Below are 15,055 nucleotides of genomic sequence, written 5' to 3'. Positions count from 1 at the left end.
GGATTTTTCCCCCATGGTTCCACCCGAAGCCCTGACCGAAACCCTGCCGCCGGTGCTGCCTACCGCGCTGCCTTCCACCGCGCCGCTCGAACGCAGCCTGCGCAAGTGGAGCGGCTGGGTCGGCCCGGTGATCTCGCTCGCCATTCTGGTTGCCGTGCTGTGGCAGCTGCGCAAGATCGATTGGGGTCAGGTCTGGTCGATCGTGCCGACATCCCCTTGGATCTGGCTGGTGCTGGCGGCGAGCTACTTCGCAGGGCCGGTGGCGGACTGGGTGATCTTCCGCAAGCTGTGGGGCATTCCGGTTTCGGGCATTTTCCCGCTGCTCAAGAAGCTGATCGGCAACGAATTGCTGCTGGGCTATGTCGGTGAAGTCTATTTCTACGATTGGGCGCGGCGCCATGTGAAGATGGCCGGCTCACCCTTCGGCGCGGTGAAGGACGTGGCGATCCTTTCAGCGCTCGCGGGCAATATCATGACCGTGCTGCTGCTGATCTTCACGTGGCCGATCATCAGCCAACTGGGGCTCGACGGCGCAGGCACGACCGACGGGCATGTGCTCACCACCTCGATCGGCGTGGTGCTCGTCACCAGCCTCGTCATCATGTTCTTCCGCAATGGCCTGCTCAGCCTGCCACGCGCCGACCTTGGTTTTGTCTTTGTCGTCCACACTCTGCGCATCGTGGCCAATACCGGCCTCTCCGCGCTTGCCTGGCACCTTATCCTCCCCGGCGTGGGCATGGGTTCGTGGCTCTTGTTCGCAACGGTTCGGCTGCTCTTGTCCCGCCTGCCGCTCATTCCCAATAAAGACATCGCGTTTGCCGGAATCTCGACACTCCTCGTGGGCAGTCAGGTTCAGACAAGCGACATGATTGCCATGATATCGCTTCTGATCGTGGCAACGCATGTGGTGTTGTTCATTGGCTTGATGCTGCTTGATCTGGTGCAGAAGGAGAAGAATGCTTGAAACGGGCCATCTTCCTTGGAGCGGCACTTGCGTTGCTCTGCGGCGCGGGCCCGATCCCTTCGACGCCGGATCTGGGCAAAGCCGAAGGGCAATGCCGCCCCGGTGAAAACGGGCCGGCCTTTCTTGTCGATCTGATCGGCCTCAAGGACCGCGCCGGGCGCGTGAAGGTCGAGGTCTATCCGGCGAACGACAACGACTTCCTGGCCGACGACAACATTCTGGTCATGGCCGGCAAGACCTTCCGCCGCGTGGAAGTGGGCGTTTCGGCCGAGCCGACGCCGCGCGTGTGCATTCGCCTGCCCGGACCCGGCACGTACGCGGTGACGGTGCTGCATGACCGCAATGCCGATCGCAAGTTCAGCCTCAGCCACGATGGCATCGGCTTTTCGGCCAATCCGAAGCTGGGCTGGTCGAAGCCAAAGGCCAGCACTGTCTCTGTCAATGCGGGTGGCGGGCTGACCACATTGCGCATCGTGATGAATTACCGTACCGGCCTGTTCTCGTTCGGGCCGCTCAAACGATCATAGGTATTCGCATGAAGCTCGTGGATGTATGCGCTTTCTACGCGCCCAAGGGTGGCGGCGTGCGCACGTATGTTGATCGCAAGCTGAAGGCCGGCGCGGCGATGGGCCACGAAGTGGTCGTGATCGCACCGGGCGAGGAGAACCGCGTCGAGGAACGCGGACCGAACGCGCGCATCGTCTGGCTGAAGAGCACCGTGTTCCCGCTCGATTTCAACTACCGCTATTTCAGCGACGTGCCCGGGCTCTATGCCGCGCTCAACCGCGAAGCGCCGGACATGGTGGAGGCTTCCTCGCCCTGGCGCAGCGCGAGCCTTGTCGGCGAATGGCCGGGCACGGCGCCGCGCGCGCTGATCATGCATGCCGATCCGCTTTCGGCCTATGCCTACCGCTGGTTCGATGGCGTGGCCCCGCGCCCGGTGATCGACAAGGCGTTTGACCGCTACTGGCGCCACTTGCGCAAGCTCGACACGCAGTTCGACATGATCGTGAGCGCGAGCCAGGGCCTGTCTGACCGGCTCACCAAAGGCGGCCTCACCGGCGTTGTGACCAATCCGATGGGCGTCGATCCCGGCGTATTTGCGCCCGGCCACCGCGATGCGCGGCTGCGCAAGGGCCTGCTCGAACTGTGCGAATTGCCCGAGGACGCGACACTGCTGATCGGCGTAGGCCGGTTCGCGCCTGAAAAGCGCTGGCCGATGCTGGTCGATGCCGTCACCGCTGCGGGTACGCGCCGTCCGGTCGGCATGGTGCTGGCGGGACAAGGGCGCGATCTCAAGGCGATCGAGAAGCGCATCGGCGGCAATCCGCATATCCGCATTCTCGAGCCGATCACCGACCGTGCCGAGCTTGCCCGCGTGATGGCGAGCGCCGATGCGCTGGTCCATGGCTGCGAAGCCGAGACGTTCTGCATGGTCGCGGCTGAGGCGCGCGCCAGCGGGCTGCCGCTGATCGCCCCTGATGAAGGCGGCGCGGCTGACCAGGCGCGTGCGTCTGGCGGATGGATTTATGAATCCGCCAATGCAGCGGCGGCGGCGGAAACAATCGTCGAATACTGCATCGCGCGCGAAACCGGGCTCGACGGCCCCCGCGCCGAAATCCCGAGCCCGCGCGTGATGGACCATCACTTTGCCGAGCTATTCGCCAGCTATGAGCGGCTGGTACGGGACAGCCGCAGCAAGCCCGGCCCCCGCCGCGCAGCCTGATCAAAGATCAGTCGCCGGGCTGGAGCACGGCGGAATCGAACACCACATGCTCCTCCACCGCCATGCCATCGGCGATGCGCATCCGATCGATGCCGGGCCATGTGCGCGTTTCGCCGCCGATGCGGGCCGAAGCCTGCCAGAAGATGTAAAGCAAATCGCCTGAACCGGCGCAGTCCAGCGGGGTCACCTCGAACGCATCCATCGAGCCGAGGATGCCGGCCATGACTCCGATGTATTCGGTGCCCGAAAAGCTGCCGATCGCGCTGAAATGAATGACCGCACTCGGCGCAATGAGCTCTGCGACACGGGGCCCGGTGGGCGCTGCCCAGAACGACTGGAAGCGGGCGTAGAAATCGGCGTGTTCGGCGCTGAGCGCGGTGCTGAGGGCAGCAGTCATGGCGGTCTCCCGGGCGATTCCCGAAGCCACCGGGCCGCCTTGCGTAATTTATGTGCGGAGCGCACTTATTGATCAAGTTGATATTCGTGCCGAACGCACATATCACTGTGGACATGAGCGACCGGACCGCCAATCTCCTAGGCGCGCTGGGCATTGCGGTCGCCGACCGCATTGGCGAGGCGGCGCGGCTAACCCTGGGCCATGCAGGGGAAACCCCGGCGGCGCTGGTGGTGATCGGCTATGGCCTTGGCCCCTCGAACGACCAGCTGCGCCGCATCCTGGGCCTTTCGCATCCGGGCTCGGTCCGGCTGGTCGACCGCCTCGTGGCTGACGGACTGGTCGAGCGCCGCGAAGGACGTGACCGGCGCGCCATTGCGCTCCATCTCACCCCTGAAGGCCATGTGCTGCGCGAGGCGCTGCTCAAGGACCGGCTGGCGACGATCCGTCCGGTGCTGGAGCCGCTCACCACGGACGAGGAGGAGACGCTCGCGGCGCTGCTCCACAAGCTGCTGGCCGCCCTGCCGGCAACCGACATCGAGCGCTGTACCTTGTGCCGCCTGTGCGATGACAGTGTCTGCAGCGATTGCCCGATCCCGGCGGATTTTCGCAACGCGCCAGCAGCGTAAGCGGCGCGCACCACTTTTCCATTTCATAGAACAAATGGAACGATATTATCCGGATTTTCCGGATGATCAAACAGGCTTATCCCGATTGCAACAAGACCGGACGGCCCCTCGCCCGGCCTGATTTGCAAAGGATCATGCCATGACTTCCACCACAGCTACCGTCCCCGCCGCCGAAGTCGCCTTCCCGGCCACCGGCCACATTCTCGCCGCCGCCGGCCGCGTCCTGATCGCCGCGATCTTCATTTTGAGCGGCATCGGCAAGATCGCCAACCCCGACGCCACGATCGGCTATATCGCCAGCGCCGGCCTGCCCTTCGCGCCTGCCGCGCTGATCGCTGCGGCCCTGATCGAGGTCGGCGGCGGCCTCGCGCTGATCGCGGGCTTTCGCACGCGGTTCGTGGCGCTGGTTCTGGCCGGCTTCAGCGTAGTAGCCGCGCTCGCCTTTCACGCGCACTTCGCCGACCAGAACCAGTTCATCCACTTCCTGAAGAACCTCGCCATGGCGGGCGGCCTGCTGCAGGTCGCAGCCTTCGGCTCGGGCCGGATCGGCCTCGACAAGCGCTGAACCCGTTCGCGCCATCCGCGCAAAGAAAAACGGCGGCCGGATCGCCCCGGCCGCCGTCCTTGTGTGTGCGATCCCGCGCTACGATCAGAACTTGATCGAGGCGTCGAAGCCGAAGGTGCGCGGCATGTTGAAGTTGCCGTAGTCACCCAGGACGCTGCCATTGTTGCCGATCACGACAACGTTCGTGTTCGCCGGACCGGTCGTCTGGACAGCGGGAAGGCTGTTCGACGGATCACGCCGGTAGACGTACTGGTGATTGAACACGTTGCGGCTCCACAGGCCGATGTTGAGCTTGTTGGCAGCACCGCCGCCAAGCCCGATGTCGAGCAGCGACAGGCGGGCGTTGACGATGAAGCTCGAGTCAGCCTTCGTGGCAAACTGGTCGAAGGCCTGCGTCGCCTGCGCATAGTTGGCATCGACGTGCAGCTTGGGGCGGGCGCCGCCAAGAATTTCAGGCAGGTCGTAATCAACCGAGGCACTTGCCGCGTTGCGCGGGGTGTAGACGATGTAGAACTTCTGCAGCACGGTCGTGCTGTTGACCGCGACGCCCGTGCTGCTGAACTGCGTGTACGTCACCGGCACGAGAGGAATGTCGGTGTAGGTATAGGCATAGGAGAGGTTCAGCGTCAGGCGATCGACCGGCTTCACCGTGAGGTCGGCTTCCACGCCGCGGATCTTGGTGGTGCCCGGCGCGTTAAAGGTCACGAGGTTGTTGAAGTTGCCGGTCGCCGTGGGCTGGACCGTCGAAAGATCGACCTGGCTGTTCGTCCGATTCATGACGTAGCCTGCGAGGTTGAGGCGGGCATGGCGGTTGAACAGGTCAGCCTTCAGACCGACTTCGTAGCTCTTGACGTCTTCCGGATTGAACGCCCGGTAATCGGACGTGCGCGAGCTGGCGCCGCCAGCGCGATACCCGGTCGCGTACTTCACATAGCCATGGATATCGCTGTCGAAATCATAGGCAACCGTGACCAGCGGGTTGAAGCGCCGCCACTTCTTGTCGAGCGGCTGGTAGCCGTTCTGCGCCGCGATAACCGGGTTGGTGCGGTAGTCGACGTTGCGCGAGAAGGTCAGCTGACCCTGCTTTTCATCCCAGGTATAGCGACCGCCAACCGTGATGTGGAGCTTCTCGGACGCATTCCAGGTGGCCTGGCCAAAGGCCGCATAGCTCTTGGAGCGCACCTGCGAGGCACGGTCGATCGAGCAACCGTTTACCGCCCGGCCGACGAATTCCGGCGTATCGGCCGTGCAGAACGTGTTGGGCACGTAGGTTGCCTGGGTGGGCGTGTTGTAGATCACGCGCATCGAGTTCGGCGTAGCGGCGGTGTCGCTCACGGCTTCGGTGAAGTAGTAGAGGCCGGCAACGTAGTCGACCGAACCGATCGTGCCGACAGCCTGCAGTTCCTGGCTGAACTGGCGCTGGCGCAGGTCGGCGAGGCTGTAGCGGCTGAAGGTGCAGCTCGCCGGGCCATTCACGGTGCACGCCGGCGTGTAGTTGACGACCGGCACGCGGTGCGCGCCGCCGGAGTTGTCCCACTGCTGCACGTCCACGCCGCGCCATGCGGTGATCGAGCGCAGTTCGACTTCCGGCGAGATCTTCCACTTGAGGACGTTGGTGAAACCGTGCGTCTCATCGAAGCTGCGGCGCTGCGGAACGCCGATGTCGGCCGTGCGCATCAGGGTGTCGCCGTTGACCACGACGCCCGGAAGCAGCGGGCGAACGGTGCCCTGCGTGCCGACAAAGGCAGTGCCGGGGGTGGTGCAGGCGCTGCCGGCGGGGATCGCCAGCGGGGAGGCGTTCGTGCCGCCGCTGAGGCAGTTGTTGGGGTTGTAGTTGAGCAGCTGGCTGTAGAACGGCGTGTTCTCGTCGCGCGCAACGTCGTAGGTGAAATCGTTGGTAATGCCATCGACCGGCTTCCAGCGCACGGCAGCGCGGAAACCCTTGCGATCGAACAGGCCCCAGCCTTCCTGGCCCTGCAGCGGGTTCTTGGTGACGGGATCCTGGTGCTGGTAGACACCGTCGAGCTTGATCGAAAAGCCCTTCACTTCGGGCAGGTTGAGGTGGATCGCACCGCTGCGCGAGCCGATGTTGCCGATGCTGCCATCGATGCTGCCGCCGAATTCGCCGGTGGGCGCCTTCGAGATGAGCGAGAGCGCGCCGCCTTCGGTGTTGCGGCCGAACAGGGTGCCCTGCGGACCCTTGAGCACTTCGACGCGCTCGATATCGAACAGGCCGGTGTTGAGGCCATGCTGGCGGCCAAGGTAGACGCCGTCGATGTAGATGCCGACGCCCTGTTCGCGCGCGGGCTGGTTCGCATCGAGCGGAACGATGCCGCGGATGCCGATGGTCAGTGCCGACTGGCGCGCTTCGAAGGTCGCGACGCGAAGGCTGGGCACGCCGCCGTCGGCGAGATCGAGCAGGCTCTGCACGCGGCGCTCGCGGATGGTTTCCGCATTCACCACCGAGATCGAGATCGGTGTCTTCTGCAGGCTGGTTTCGCGCTTCGTCGCGGTGACGACGATTTCCTCAATCGGCACGCCGTCAGGCAGACCGGCAGCAGGCGCTGGCGCGGCTTCGGTAGCGGCAGCTTCGGCGGCTGCAAAGGCGGGGGTCGAAGCAAGTGCAAGGACGCCCGCGCCGGCCAGCAGGCCGGTACGGAGGGTATGAGCGAGTGTCATAATTAACCTCAGGTGGGGGAGAACTGGTTCTGTCTGAGGCGGCCTCTAGGAGGCTTGCATGACACTTTTTTGACATTCTTACGCAAGATGTAACGCGGAATTGGCGAAAAACCGGGATTCCTGACAAAGTGTTGCAGTGAGACTACGCAGTATAAATTCCTTTGATACATTTGCCGGACAGCGCAATCCAGTCAGCTTGGGTTCAGACTTATCCTTTAGTTAGGTAGTGAAACTAGGGAAATGAACCTAGACCGCATAGATGATCGTGCGCGGGTCTCACGAAGGTAAAAGTCCCGTTTTAAACGGCCAGTGGCGCGGATGCCACGCTTCGTCGCAAGCCAGCGGCCTTGGGGGTTGGATCATCAACCTTTGCCTGCCTTAGATGATCCGGGGATCGCAACCGCATTCGGGATTTGCCGGGACAATGATCATCAAGCGGCGCCAGTTCATCGGCGCCATCGCCGGAACCGCTGCTTCGCTCGCACTACCGCGGGACCCGCTGCGTGCCCAGGATGCCGACCTTCCGGGCGGTACCTTCTGGGGCACCGTGCCTGTGCCGGACGCCGACGCGCCCTTGGTCCAGGGCGAATCGGTCGCAATCGCCCGCTCCGGCATTCTTCCGCTCGTGCCGCGCGCCCTCGCCGCGCTCGACAAGCACAGCGCGGCGATCGCGGTGCGCGACCGCATCGGCATCGTCGATTTCTCCCAGCCCTCGCGCGAGGCGCGCTTTCATATCGTCGATCTGGCGAGCGGCACGGTCTCCGCGCCGCTGCTGGTCGCGCATGGCAAGGGCTCGGACCCAGCGAATCGCGGCATTGCCGAACACTTCTCGAATCTGATGGACTCGGAGGCGTCTTCGCGCGGCAGCTATGTGACGGGCGAGCTCTACTACGGCAAGCATGGCCGTTCGCGCCGGTTGGTCGGGCTCGATCCGGATAATGACCGGGCGATGGAGCGCGGCATCGTGATCCATGCCGCCCGCTACGTCGATCCCGCGCTGGTCGCGATTCAGGGCCGCATCGGACGCAGCCAGGGATGCTTCGCGGTAAACCCGCGCGAGATCAATCAGGTGCTCGAAACGCTCGGGCCGGGCCGCCTGCTTTTCGCGGCAAGCTAAGCGGGTAAAAATTCCAAGCCCGCTCACCCTGAGCTTGTCGAAGGGTGCTTGCGCGACCCTTGCGCCTAATGCTTCGACAAGCTCAGCATGAGCGGGGTTGGGTGTAGGTCTCAGTTGAGCTTCTTGTGCAGCAAGGCCATCCGCAGGCACCGGCAGACGACTTCGTCGCGCTGGTTGAGCGCTTCGTGCGCGAAGGTGACGATCCCCGCATCGGGGCGCGACTTGCTCGCGCGCAGTTCCACCACTTCGCTGGTGGCACGCAAGGTGTCACCGAGGAACACGGGTTTGGGCATCACAAGCTTGTCGTAGCCCAGATTGGCTACGAGCGTGCCGACAGTGGTATCGCCCACAGATAGCCCGACCATCAGCGCGAAAGTGAAAGTGCCGTTGACGAGGATCTGCCCGAACTCGCTCGCCCGCGCGGCTTCCGCATCGATATGCAGCGGCTGCGGGTTGTGCGTCATCACCGAGAACAGGAGGTTGTCGGTCTCGGTCACGGTGCGGCGGATTTCGTGCGTGAGCTTGTCGCCCACCTGCCATTCATCGAAGTACCGGCCTGCCATAAAATCCTCCCAAAACCCTAACCCGTTCGTGTCGAGCCCCTCGTCTTCGCTCGGGATAAACTTCCGGCCTGACAGGCCGGAAGTCGAGACCCCGCGCACTGTGTCTCGACTTCGCTCGACACGAACGGATGTGGGCTATTCCGCCTTCTTGACCCGCACCAGGAGCGCCTCGACCTGCACTTGCGCGCCGACCGCCACGGTGAGCTCCGCCACCGTCCCATCGAACGGCGCGGTGAGCGCGTGTTCCATCTTCATCGCTTCGAGGACGAGGAGCTTCTGGCCTTTCGTGACGGTGTCGCCTGCGGTGACTTCGACCGCGATGACCTTGCCGGGCATGGGGGCGAGGATGGCGCCGTCTCCGGAGTGCGCTCCTCGGCCGGAGCCGTCCCAGCGCGTCTGGACCACCAGTGCCGCGCCTTCCCGAAAGACTACACCGCCATCGCTGCGCACACGTGCCTCCACGCGGCGGCTGAAATAGTCATCCGGCAGCTCCCGGCGAACAGTCTGGCCATCGGCACCAAACGCAATCTTATGGTCCCAATCGGCATTCAGCCGGAACCCGAAGTTTTGCCGCCAAGGTTCGCTCTCAAAGCGATCATAATAGCTGTGATCGATGGATGGACCCTGCCAGCGCCCCCTACTCAGCGTCTTACCAAGCAACAAGGTTGCAGCATCATCAAGCAGAGCTTCGCGCAACGCTTTGGGCATTTCCAAATCGGCCGCATGCTGCGTGATAAACCCGGTATCGATTTCTGCACTGGCGAACAGCGGATGGCCTACCAGACGCTTCAGAAAGGCTGCGTTTGTCTTGACTGACGAGACCTGCGTCATGCGGCAGGCCTTCAAGAGCTTCCTGAGCGCATTAGCCCGATTGTCGCCGTGCACAATGATCTTGGCGATCATCGGATCGTAGAACGGCGATATGCTGTCGCCTCCCTCAATCGCAGCATCAATGCGAGCGGGCGCAGCAATCTCGAAGGTGGAAACCTCGCCAATGCTCGGCAAGAACCCCTTCGCCGGATCTTCCGCATAAATCCGCGCTTCCATCGCCCAGCCGTTGATGCTCAGCTCATCCTGCCGCTTCGGCAGCGGCTCTCCGCTCGCCACACGCAGTTGCCATTCCACCAGATCGACGCCGGTGATTTCCTCGGTGACGGGATGCTCCACCTGCAGCCGCGTGTTCATTTCCATGAACCAGATGCGGTCCGCGCGCAGGCCCTCGCTGGCGTCTGCGATGAACTCGATCGTGCCTGCGCCGACATAGTCGACCGCTTTCGCCGCCTTCACCGCCGCCGCGCAGAGCGCCTCGCGCGTCGCTTCGTCCATCCCCGGTGCGGGGGCTTCCTCGATCACTTTCTGGTGGCGGCGCTGGAGCGAGCAATCGCGCTCGAACAAGTGCACCACATTGCCGTGCGTATCGCCGAAGACCTGCACCTCGATATGGCGCGGGCGCTGGATGTACTTCTCGATCAGCACATGCGCGTTGCCGAACGAGGCGGCCGCCTCGCGCTGGCAGGAAGCGAGCGCATCGGCGAAGTCCGCCGCCGCTTCCACCTTGCGCATCCCCTTGCCGCCCCCGCCCGCAACGGCCTTGATCAGCACCGGATAGCCGATTTCGGCGGCCTGCCCGGCAAGGAAGGCCGGGTCCTGGTTCTCGCCCATATATCCCGGCGTGACAGGCACGCCCGCCGCCGCCATCAACTGCTTGGCCGCGTCCTTGAGGCCCATCGCGGTGATCGAGGCGGGTTTCGGGCCGACCCAGATCAGCCCTGCGTCGATCACCGCCTGCGCGAAAGCGGCGTTTTCGGAGAGAAAGCCGTAGCCGGGATGGATGGCCTCTGCGCCCGTCGCCTTCGCAGCGGCGATGATCTTCTCGCCCACCAGATAGCTCTCGCGCGCCGGGCTCGGGCCGATATGCACCGCCTCGTCCGCCGAACGGACATGCAGCGCCTTGGCGTCGGCATCCGAATAGACCGCAACCGTGCGGATGCCCATGCTGCGTGCCGTGCGGATGATCCGGCAGGCAATCTCGCCGCGATTGGCAATCAGGAGCGACCCGATCATGAGCCGCACCCTTCCGTGCGCGAGGAGAAGGTGAGGTTCATCACCTTCCACTGGCCGTCCTCGCGGACGAAATCGAAGTGGTCATAGCCGCAGCTCACCACCTTGCCCCCCATCGAAACGGTGAACGGCGCCCAGACCATCGCGACATCGCCGTCCCGCTCGACGATCATGTCGCTGATCTGCTCGTGAAAGCCCGAGCCCAGCTTCATGTTCGCGGCGTATTCGGCAAAGCTCTGGGTGCGCAGGCCGGTAAACCCGCTGCGCAAGGTGCCGCGCGCGGTGACATGCCCCTGCGGATAGACCAGCTTCAGCAGCGCGGGCCCATCGCCCGCCTCGAGCGTCGCAAACAGCGCATCGACGACAGCGATCACTTCCTTGTCAGCGAAATCGGGTGGCGGCAGGCGCTCCCCCTGCGGAAGCGGCGCGGCGGCGAGGGCGAGGGCGGAGAGGAGGGTCATCATGGGCATCACATCCTGAACACCCCGAAGCGGGGCGCCTCCGCAATCGGGGTTTCGAGGCAGACGCCCAGCGCCAGCCCCACCACATCGCGAGTCTGCACCGGGTCGATCACGCCGTCATCCCACAGCCGCGCAGTGGCGTAATAGGGGTTGCCCTCGTCCTCGTACTTATTGCGGATCGGCGCCTTGAACGCCTCCGCTTCCTCCGGCGTCCACTTGTCCGCATCGCGGTGGACCGTTGCCAGCACCGAAGCCGCCTGCTCGCCGCCCATCACGCTGATGCGCGCGTTGGGCCAGGTGAAGAGGAAGCGCGGATCGTAGGCGCGGCCGCACATGCCATAGTTGCCGGCGCCGAAGCTGCCGCCGATGAGCACCGTCAGCTTGGGCACTTGCGCGGTGGCGACGGCGGTGACGAGCTTGGCGCCATGTTTGGCAATGCCTTCCGCCTCATACTTGCCGCCGACCATGAAGCCCGAGATGTTCTGCAGGAACAGCAGCGGAATGCGGCGCTGGCAGGCGAGTTCGATGAAATGCGCGCCTTTCTGGGCGCTTTCGCTGAACAGCACACCGTTGTTGGCGAGGATCGCCACCGGCATGCCCCAGATATGCGCAAAGCCGCAGACGAGCGTGGTGCCGTAGAGCGCCTTGAATTCGTGGAACTCGCTGCCGTCCACGATGCGGGCGATGACCTCGTGCACATCATAAGGCGCGCGCACGTCATCGGGGATGATCGAGTAGAGGTCTTCGGCGTCATATTTGGGCGGGCGCGGCGGCTGGAAATTGGGGACTGTCCCTATTTTCTCGCCGAGATGAGATACGATATCGCGCACGATCGTCAGCGCATGTTCGTCGTTGTCCGCCAAGTGATCGACCACGCCAGACTTGCGCGCATGGAGATCGCCGCCGCCGAGCGCTTCGGCGCTGATTTCCTCGCCCGTAGCGGCTTTCACCAGCGGCGGGCCGGCGAGGAAGATCGTGCCTTGTTCGCGCACGATCACGCTCTCGTCGCTCATGGCGGGAACGTAAGCCCCGCCTGCGGTGCAGCTGCCCATGACGCTGGCGATCTGCGGGATGCCCTGCGCGCTCATATTGGCCTGATTGAAGAAGAACCGCCCGAAATGGTCGCGATCGGGGAAGACTTCGGCCTGGTTTGGCAGGTTCGCCCCGCCGCTGTCGACGAGATAGATGCACGGCAACCGGTTCGCCGCCGCGACTTCCTGCGCGCGGATGTGCTTCTTCACCGTCATCGGGAAGTAGGTACCGCCCTTCACCGTCGCGTCGTTGGCGAAGATCATGCACTGGCGGCCCGAGACGCGGCCAATGCCGGTGATGATCCCCGCGCCGGGGACTTCATCGCCGTACATGCCATTTGCGGCAAGCTGGCCGAGTTCGAGGAAGGGCGAGCCCGGATCGAGCAGACGCTCCACGCGGTCACGCGGCAGCAGCTTTCCGCGCGCGACGTGACGGGCGCGGGATTTTTCATCGCCGCCCAGCGCGGCCTTGGCGACGCGGGCGCGCAGTTCTGCGGCGAGCGCGCGGTTGTGCGCGGCGCGGGCCTGCGCCTCCGGGCTGGTGGGATCGAGGTTGGTGGGGAGGACTGGGCCAGTCATGTAACTTGTTCGCTCTCGCTGCAAACCCCTCCGTCAGCCGCTTCGCGGCTGCCACCTCCCCATTTGCGCCTTGCGAAAATGGGGAGGACCAGATCCTCCCTGTTTTGGCGAAGCCCAAACGGGGAGGTGGCAGCCCGCAGGGCTGACGGAGGGGTCATATTCACTCTCACGCAGCCCCGATCAGTTCGCGCCCGATCAGCATGCGCCGGATTTCGTTCGTCCCCGCGCCGATATCGAGCAACTTGGCATCGCGCAGATAACGCTCGACCGGCCAGTCCTTGGTGTAGCCCGCGCCTCCCAGCGCCTGCACCGCCTCGCCTGCAACACGGAAGGCGGCTTCACTACCGAGGAGAATGACGCCCGCCGCATCGAAGCGCGTCGTCTGCCCGGCATCCGCCGCGCGCGCGACGGCGTAGGTGTAAGCCCGCGCCGATTGCAGCGCGACATACATGTCCGCCACTTTGGCCTGCATCAGTTGGAACGCGCCGATGGGTTTGCCGAACTGCTTGCGCTCGCGGACGTAGGGGATCACGCAATCGAGGCAGGCCTGCATCAGGCCAAGCTGGATGCCCGCGAGCACCACGCGCTCGTAATCAAGGCCCGACATCAGCACGCCGACACCGCCGTGGAGCGGGCCCATCACGTTCTCTTCCGGCACGAAGCAATCGTTGAAGACGAGCTCTGCCGTGGGCGAGCCGCGCATGCCCATCTTGTCGATCTTCTGGCCGATGCTGAAGCCGGGCATATCCTTTTCGATCAGGAACGCGGTGATGCCCCGGCTCGCCGCTTCGGGCGCAGTCTTGGCATAGACCACCAGCGTATCGGCATAAGTCGCGTTGGTGATCCAGAACTTGGTGCCGTTCAGAACGAAGCCGCCCGGCACAGCATCGGCCTTGAGCTTCATCGAGACGACGTCCGAACCAGCCCCGGCTTCGGACATGGCAAGGCTGCCGACGTGTTCGCCCGAAATCAGCTTGGGCAGGTACTTCGCCTTCTGTTCGTCAGAGCCCCAGCGGCGGATCTGGTTGACGCAGAGGTTGGAATGCGCGCCATAGCTGAGGCCGACCGACGCCGAAGCGCGGCTCACTTCCTCAACCGCGATCACGTGATCGAGATAGCCGAGGCCGAGGCCGCCCCACTCTTCCTCCACCGTGATGCCATGCAGGCCCAGCGCGCCCATCGCTGGCCAGAGATCGCGCGGGAACCAGTCTTCCGCATCCACTTTCGCAGCGAGCGGGGCGATCTGCTCGTCGGCAAAGCGGCCCGCCGCCTCGCGGATCATCATGGCGCTTTCGGGCAGGGCGAAATCAAGCTCGGGCGTGGCGCGCATTTTGGTTCAGACTCCTCAATCCGGCAGTCAGTCTATGGGATTTGCCAGCTTCGGAAAAATTGAATTTTCACCCGGCTTGGTATAGGAAAAACCTATGCTGAACCGTCGCCATCTCCGCCAGTTCCTCGCGCTTGTCGATACTGGCTCGTTCACTGCGGCAGCGAACCAGCTCCACGTTGCGCAGCCCACGCTTTCGGCGGGAATTGCAGAGCTGGAGCGCGCGCTGGGCACGCCGGTGATCGTGCGCGAGCGGCGGGCGCTGCGGCTGACCGAGGCGGGCAACCGCCTGCTGGTCCACGCCCGCGCGATCGAGCGGGAGTTCGGCCTTGCCGAACGTGGGGTGCTGGCCGCGCCCGCCCCTGCCCCGCCACTTCGGCTGGGGGTGATCGCATCGCTTTCCACGCGCACGGTGGCGGCGATTGCAGGCCGGTTTGCGCCGGGACGGCTGACGCTGACCGAAGCGCCGGACGCTGACCTCAGGCGGCGGCTGGCGGAGCACCGGCTCGATGCCGTGCTGACCACGCTCCACGGCGCGGAAGCGGGGGCTGAGGTGCTGCTGGAGGAAGGCTATGCGATGATCCTGCCCACCGCCCACCGCTTTGCCGCGCGGGATATCCTGCAGCCTGAGGAACTAGCAGGCGAAACGATGATCGCGCGTCGTTCGTGCGAGATTCTGGCCGAAACCAGCCGCTTCTTCACCGCGCGCGGGGTGCGGCCGCACTTCGCCTTTCGCGGAGGGAATGATGATCGCTGCCTTGCATTGGTGGCAGCGGGCGCGGGGGTGACGACTGCGCCGGTCTCGCTCGCCGCGCCGGGGACGGTGGCGGTTCCCTTGCATGGCTACGACTATCGCCGCCGGATCGGGCTGGTCTTGGCGGGCGGGCAGGAAGAGTTGATTGCGGCAAGCGGGCTGCGTGCAGTGTTGGGCGAAGTTCTGGCGGAGCGGGACTGATCCG

The 15,055-nt window shown here is 64.5% G+C and carries 14 protein-coding genes; 7 read left to right on the top strand and 7 right to left on the bottom strand.

The window, feature by feature from the left end; translation table 11 throughout:
- Nucleotides 1-13: 13 nt before the first annotated feature.
- The 3 genes from ACODS2_RS13125 to ACODS2_RS13115 are packed head-to-tail and all read left to right on the top strand — an operon-like array spanning nucleotide 14 to nucleotide 2,690.
- Nucleotides 14-964 (top strand): hypothetical protein, encoded by a 951-nt coding sequence (locus tag ACODS2_RS13125; RefSeq protein ID WP_421837731.1) that lies wholly within the window; start codon nucleotides 14-16, stop codon nucleotides 962-964.
- A complete protein-coding gene (locus ACODS2_RS13120) occupies nucleotides 961-1,491 on the top strand; it encodes a DUF2141 domain-containing protein (RefSeq protein ID WP_488999225.1) in 531 nt (176 codons plus the stop codon). Before ACODS2_RS13125 ends, ACODS2_RS13120 begins: the two co-directional genes overlap by 4 nt.
- An 8-nt stretch (nucleotides 1,492-1,499) precedes the next feature.
- Complete coding sequence (locus ACODS2_RS13115) at nucleotides 1,500-2,690, top strand: glycosyltransferase (protein WP_488999224.1); 1,191 nt, start codon at nucleotides 1,500-1,502, stop codon at nucleotides 2,688-2,690.
- 7 nt (nucleotides 2,691-2,697) lie between these two features.
- Here the strand turns inward: ACODS2_RS13115 and ACODS2_RS13110 are convergent, their stop codons facing one another.
- Entirely contained in the window at nucleotides 2,698-3,087 is a 390-nt protein-coding gene (locus ACODS2_RS13110; RefSeq protein WP_488999223.1) for a nuclear transport factor 2 family protein, read from the bottom strand.
- Nucleotides 3,088-3,200: 113 nt separating this feature from the next.
- Here ACODS2_RS13110 and ACODS2_RS13105 point away from each other — a divergent pair, with 113 nt between their 5' ends.
- On the top strand, nucleotides 3,201-3,713 hold the full coding sequence (locus ACODS2_RS13105; RefSeq protein WP_488999222.1) for a MarR family winged helix-turn-helix transcriptional regulator: 513 nt from the start codon (nucleotides 3,201-3,203) through the stop codon (nucleotides 3,711-3,713).
- 139 nt (nucleotides 3,714-3,852) lie between these two features.
- Complete coding sequence (locus ACODS2_RS13100; RefSeq protein ID WP_488999221.1) at nucleotides 3,853-4,278, top strand: DoxX family protein; 426 nt, start codon at nucleotides 3,853-3,855, stop codon at nucleotides 4,276-4,278.
- 84 nt (nucleotides 4,279-4,362) lie between these two features.
- Here ACODS2_RS13100 and ACODS2_RS13095 read toward each other — a convergent pair whose 3' ends face one another.
- Nucleotides 4,363-6,957: a TonB-dependent receptor gene (locus ACODS2_RS13095; protein WP_488999220.1), complete on the bottom strand. Its 2,595-nt coding sequence runs from the start codon at nucleotides 6,955-6,957 to the stop codon at nucleotides 4,363-4,365.
- 424 nt (nucleotides 6,958-7,381) lie between these two features.
- Between ACODS2_RS13095 and ACODS2_RS13090 the strand changes: the two genes are divergently transcribed.
- Nucleotides 7,382-8,074, top strand: a complete 693-nt coding sequence (locus ACODS2_RS13090; RefSeq protein WP_488999219.1) for a murein L,D-transpeptidase catalytic domain family protein — start codon at nucleotides 7,382-7,384, stop codon at nucleotides 8,072-8,074.
- A 110-nt stretch (nucleotides 8,075-8,184) separates the two neighbouring features.
- On the opposite strand, the gene ACODS2_RS13085 is transcribed toward ACODS2_RS13090, so the two are convergent.
- The 5 genes from ACODS2_RS13085 to ACODS2_RS13065 form a co-directional block, all read right to left on the bottom strand.
- Nucleotides 8,185-8,637 carry a MaoC family dehydratase gene (locus tag ACODS2_RS13085; protein WP_488999218.1) on the bottom strand — a complete coding sequence of 151 codons (453 nt, stop codon included), beginning with the start codon at nucleotides 8,635-8,637 and terminating at the stop codon, nucleotides 8,185-8,187.
- Between the two features lie 135 nt (nucleotides 8,638-8,772).
- Entirely contained in the window at nucleotides 8,773-10,701 is a 1,929-nt protein-coding gene (locus tag ACODS2_RS13080) for an acetyl/propionyl/methylcrotonyl-CoA carboxylase subunit alpha (protein WP_488999217.1), read from the bottom strand.
- Complete coding sequence (locus ACODS2_RS13075) at nucleotides 10,698-11,168, bottom strand: nuclear transport factor 2 family protein (RefSeq protein ID WP_488999216.1); 471 nt, start codon at nucleotides 11,166-11,168, stop codon at nucleotides 10,698-10,700. Before ACODS2_RS13075 ends, ACODS2_RS13080 begins: the two co-directional genes overlap by 4 nt.
- Nucleotides 11,168-12,769, bottom strand: a complete 1,602-nt coding sequence (locus tag ACODS2_RS13070; protein WP_488999215.1) for a carboxyl transferase domain-containing protein — start codon at nucleotides 12,767-12,769, stop codon at nucleotides 11,168-11,170. The genes ACODS2_RS13075 and ACODS2_RS13070 overlap by 1 nt, the downstream gene beginning before the upstream one ends.
- A 166-nt stretch (nucleotides 12,770-12,935) precedes the next feature.
- Entirely contained in the window at nucleotides 12,936-14,099 is a 1,164-nt protein-coding gene (locus ACODS2_RS13065; protein ID WP_488999214.1) for an isovaleryl-CoA dehydrogenase, read from the bottom strand.
- A 94-nt stretch (nucleotides 14,100-14,193) separates the two neighbouring features.
- Here ACODS2_RS13065 and ACODS2_RS13060 point away from each other — a divergent pair, with 94 nt between their 5' ends.
- Nucleotides 14,194-15,051, top strand: a complete 858-nt coding sequence (locus ACODS2_RS13060; protein WP_488999213.1) for a LysR family transcriptional regulator — start codon at nucleotides 14,194-14,196, stop codon at nucleotides 15,049-15,051.
- The last annotated feature ends 4 nt before the right edge of the window (nucleotides 15,052-15,055 follow it).

This window comes from Novosphingobium sp. FG137 (assembly GCF_057809735.1).
Note: the sequence above shows the minus strand (reverse complement) of the source record. Positions and strands in the feature narration are given on the sequence as shown.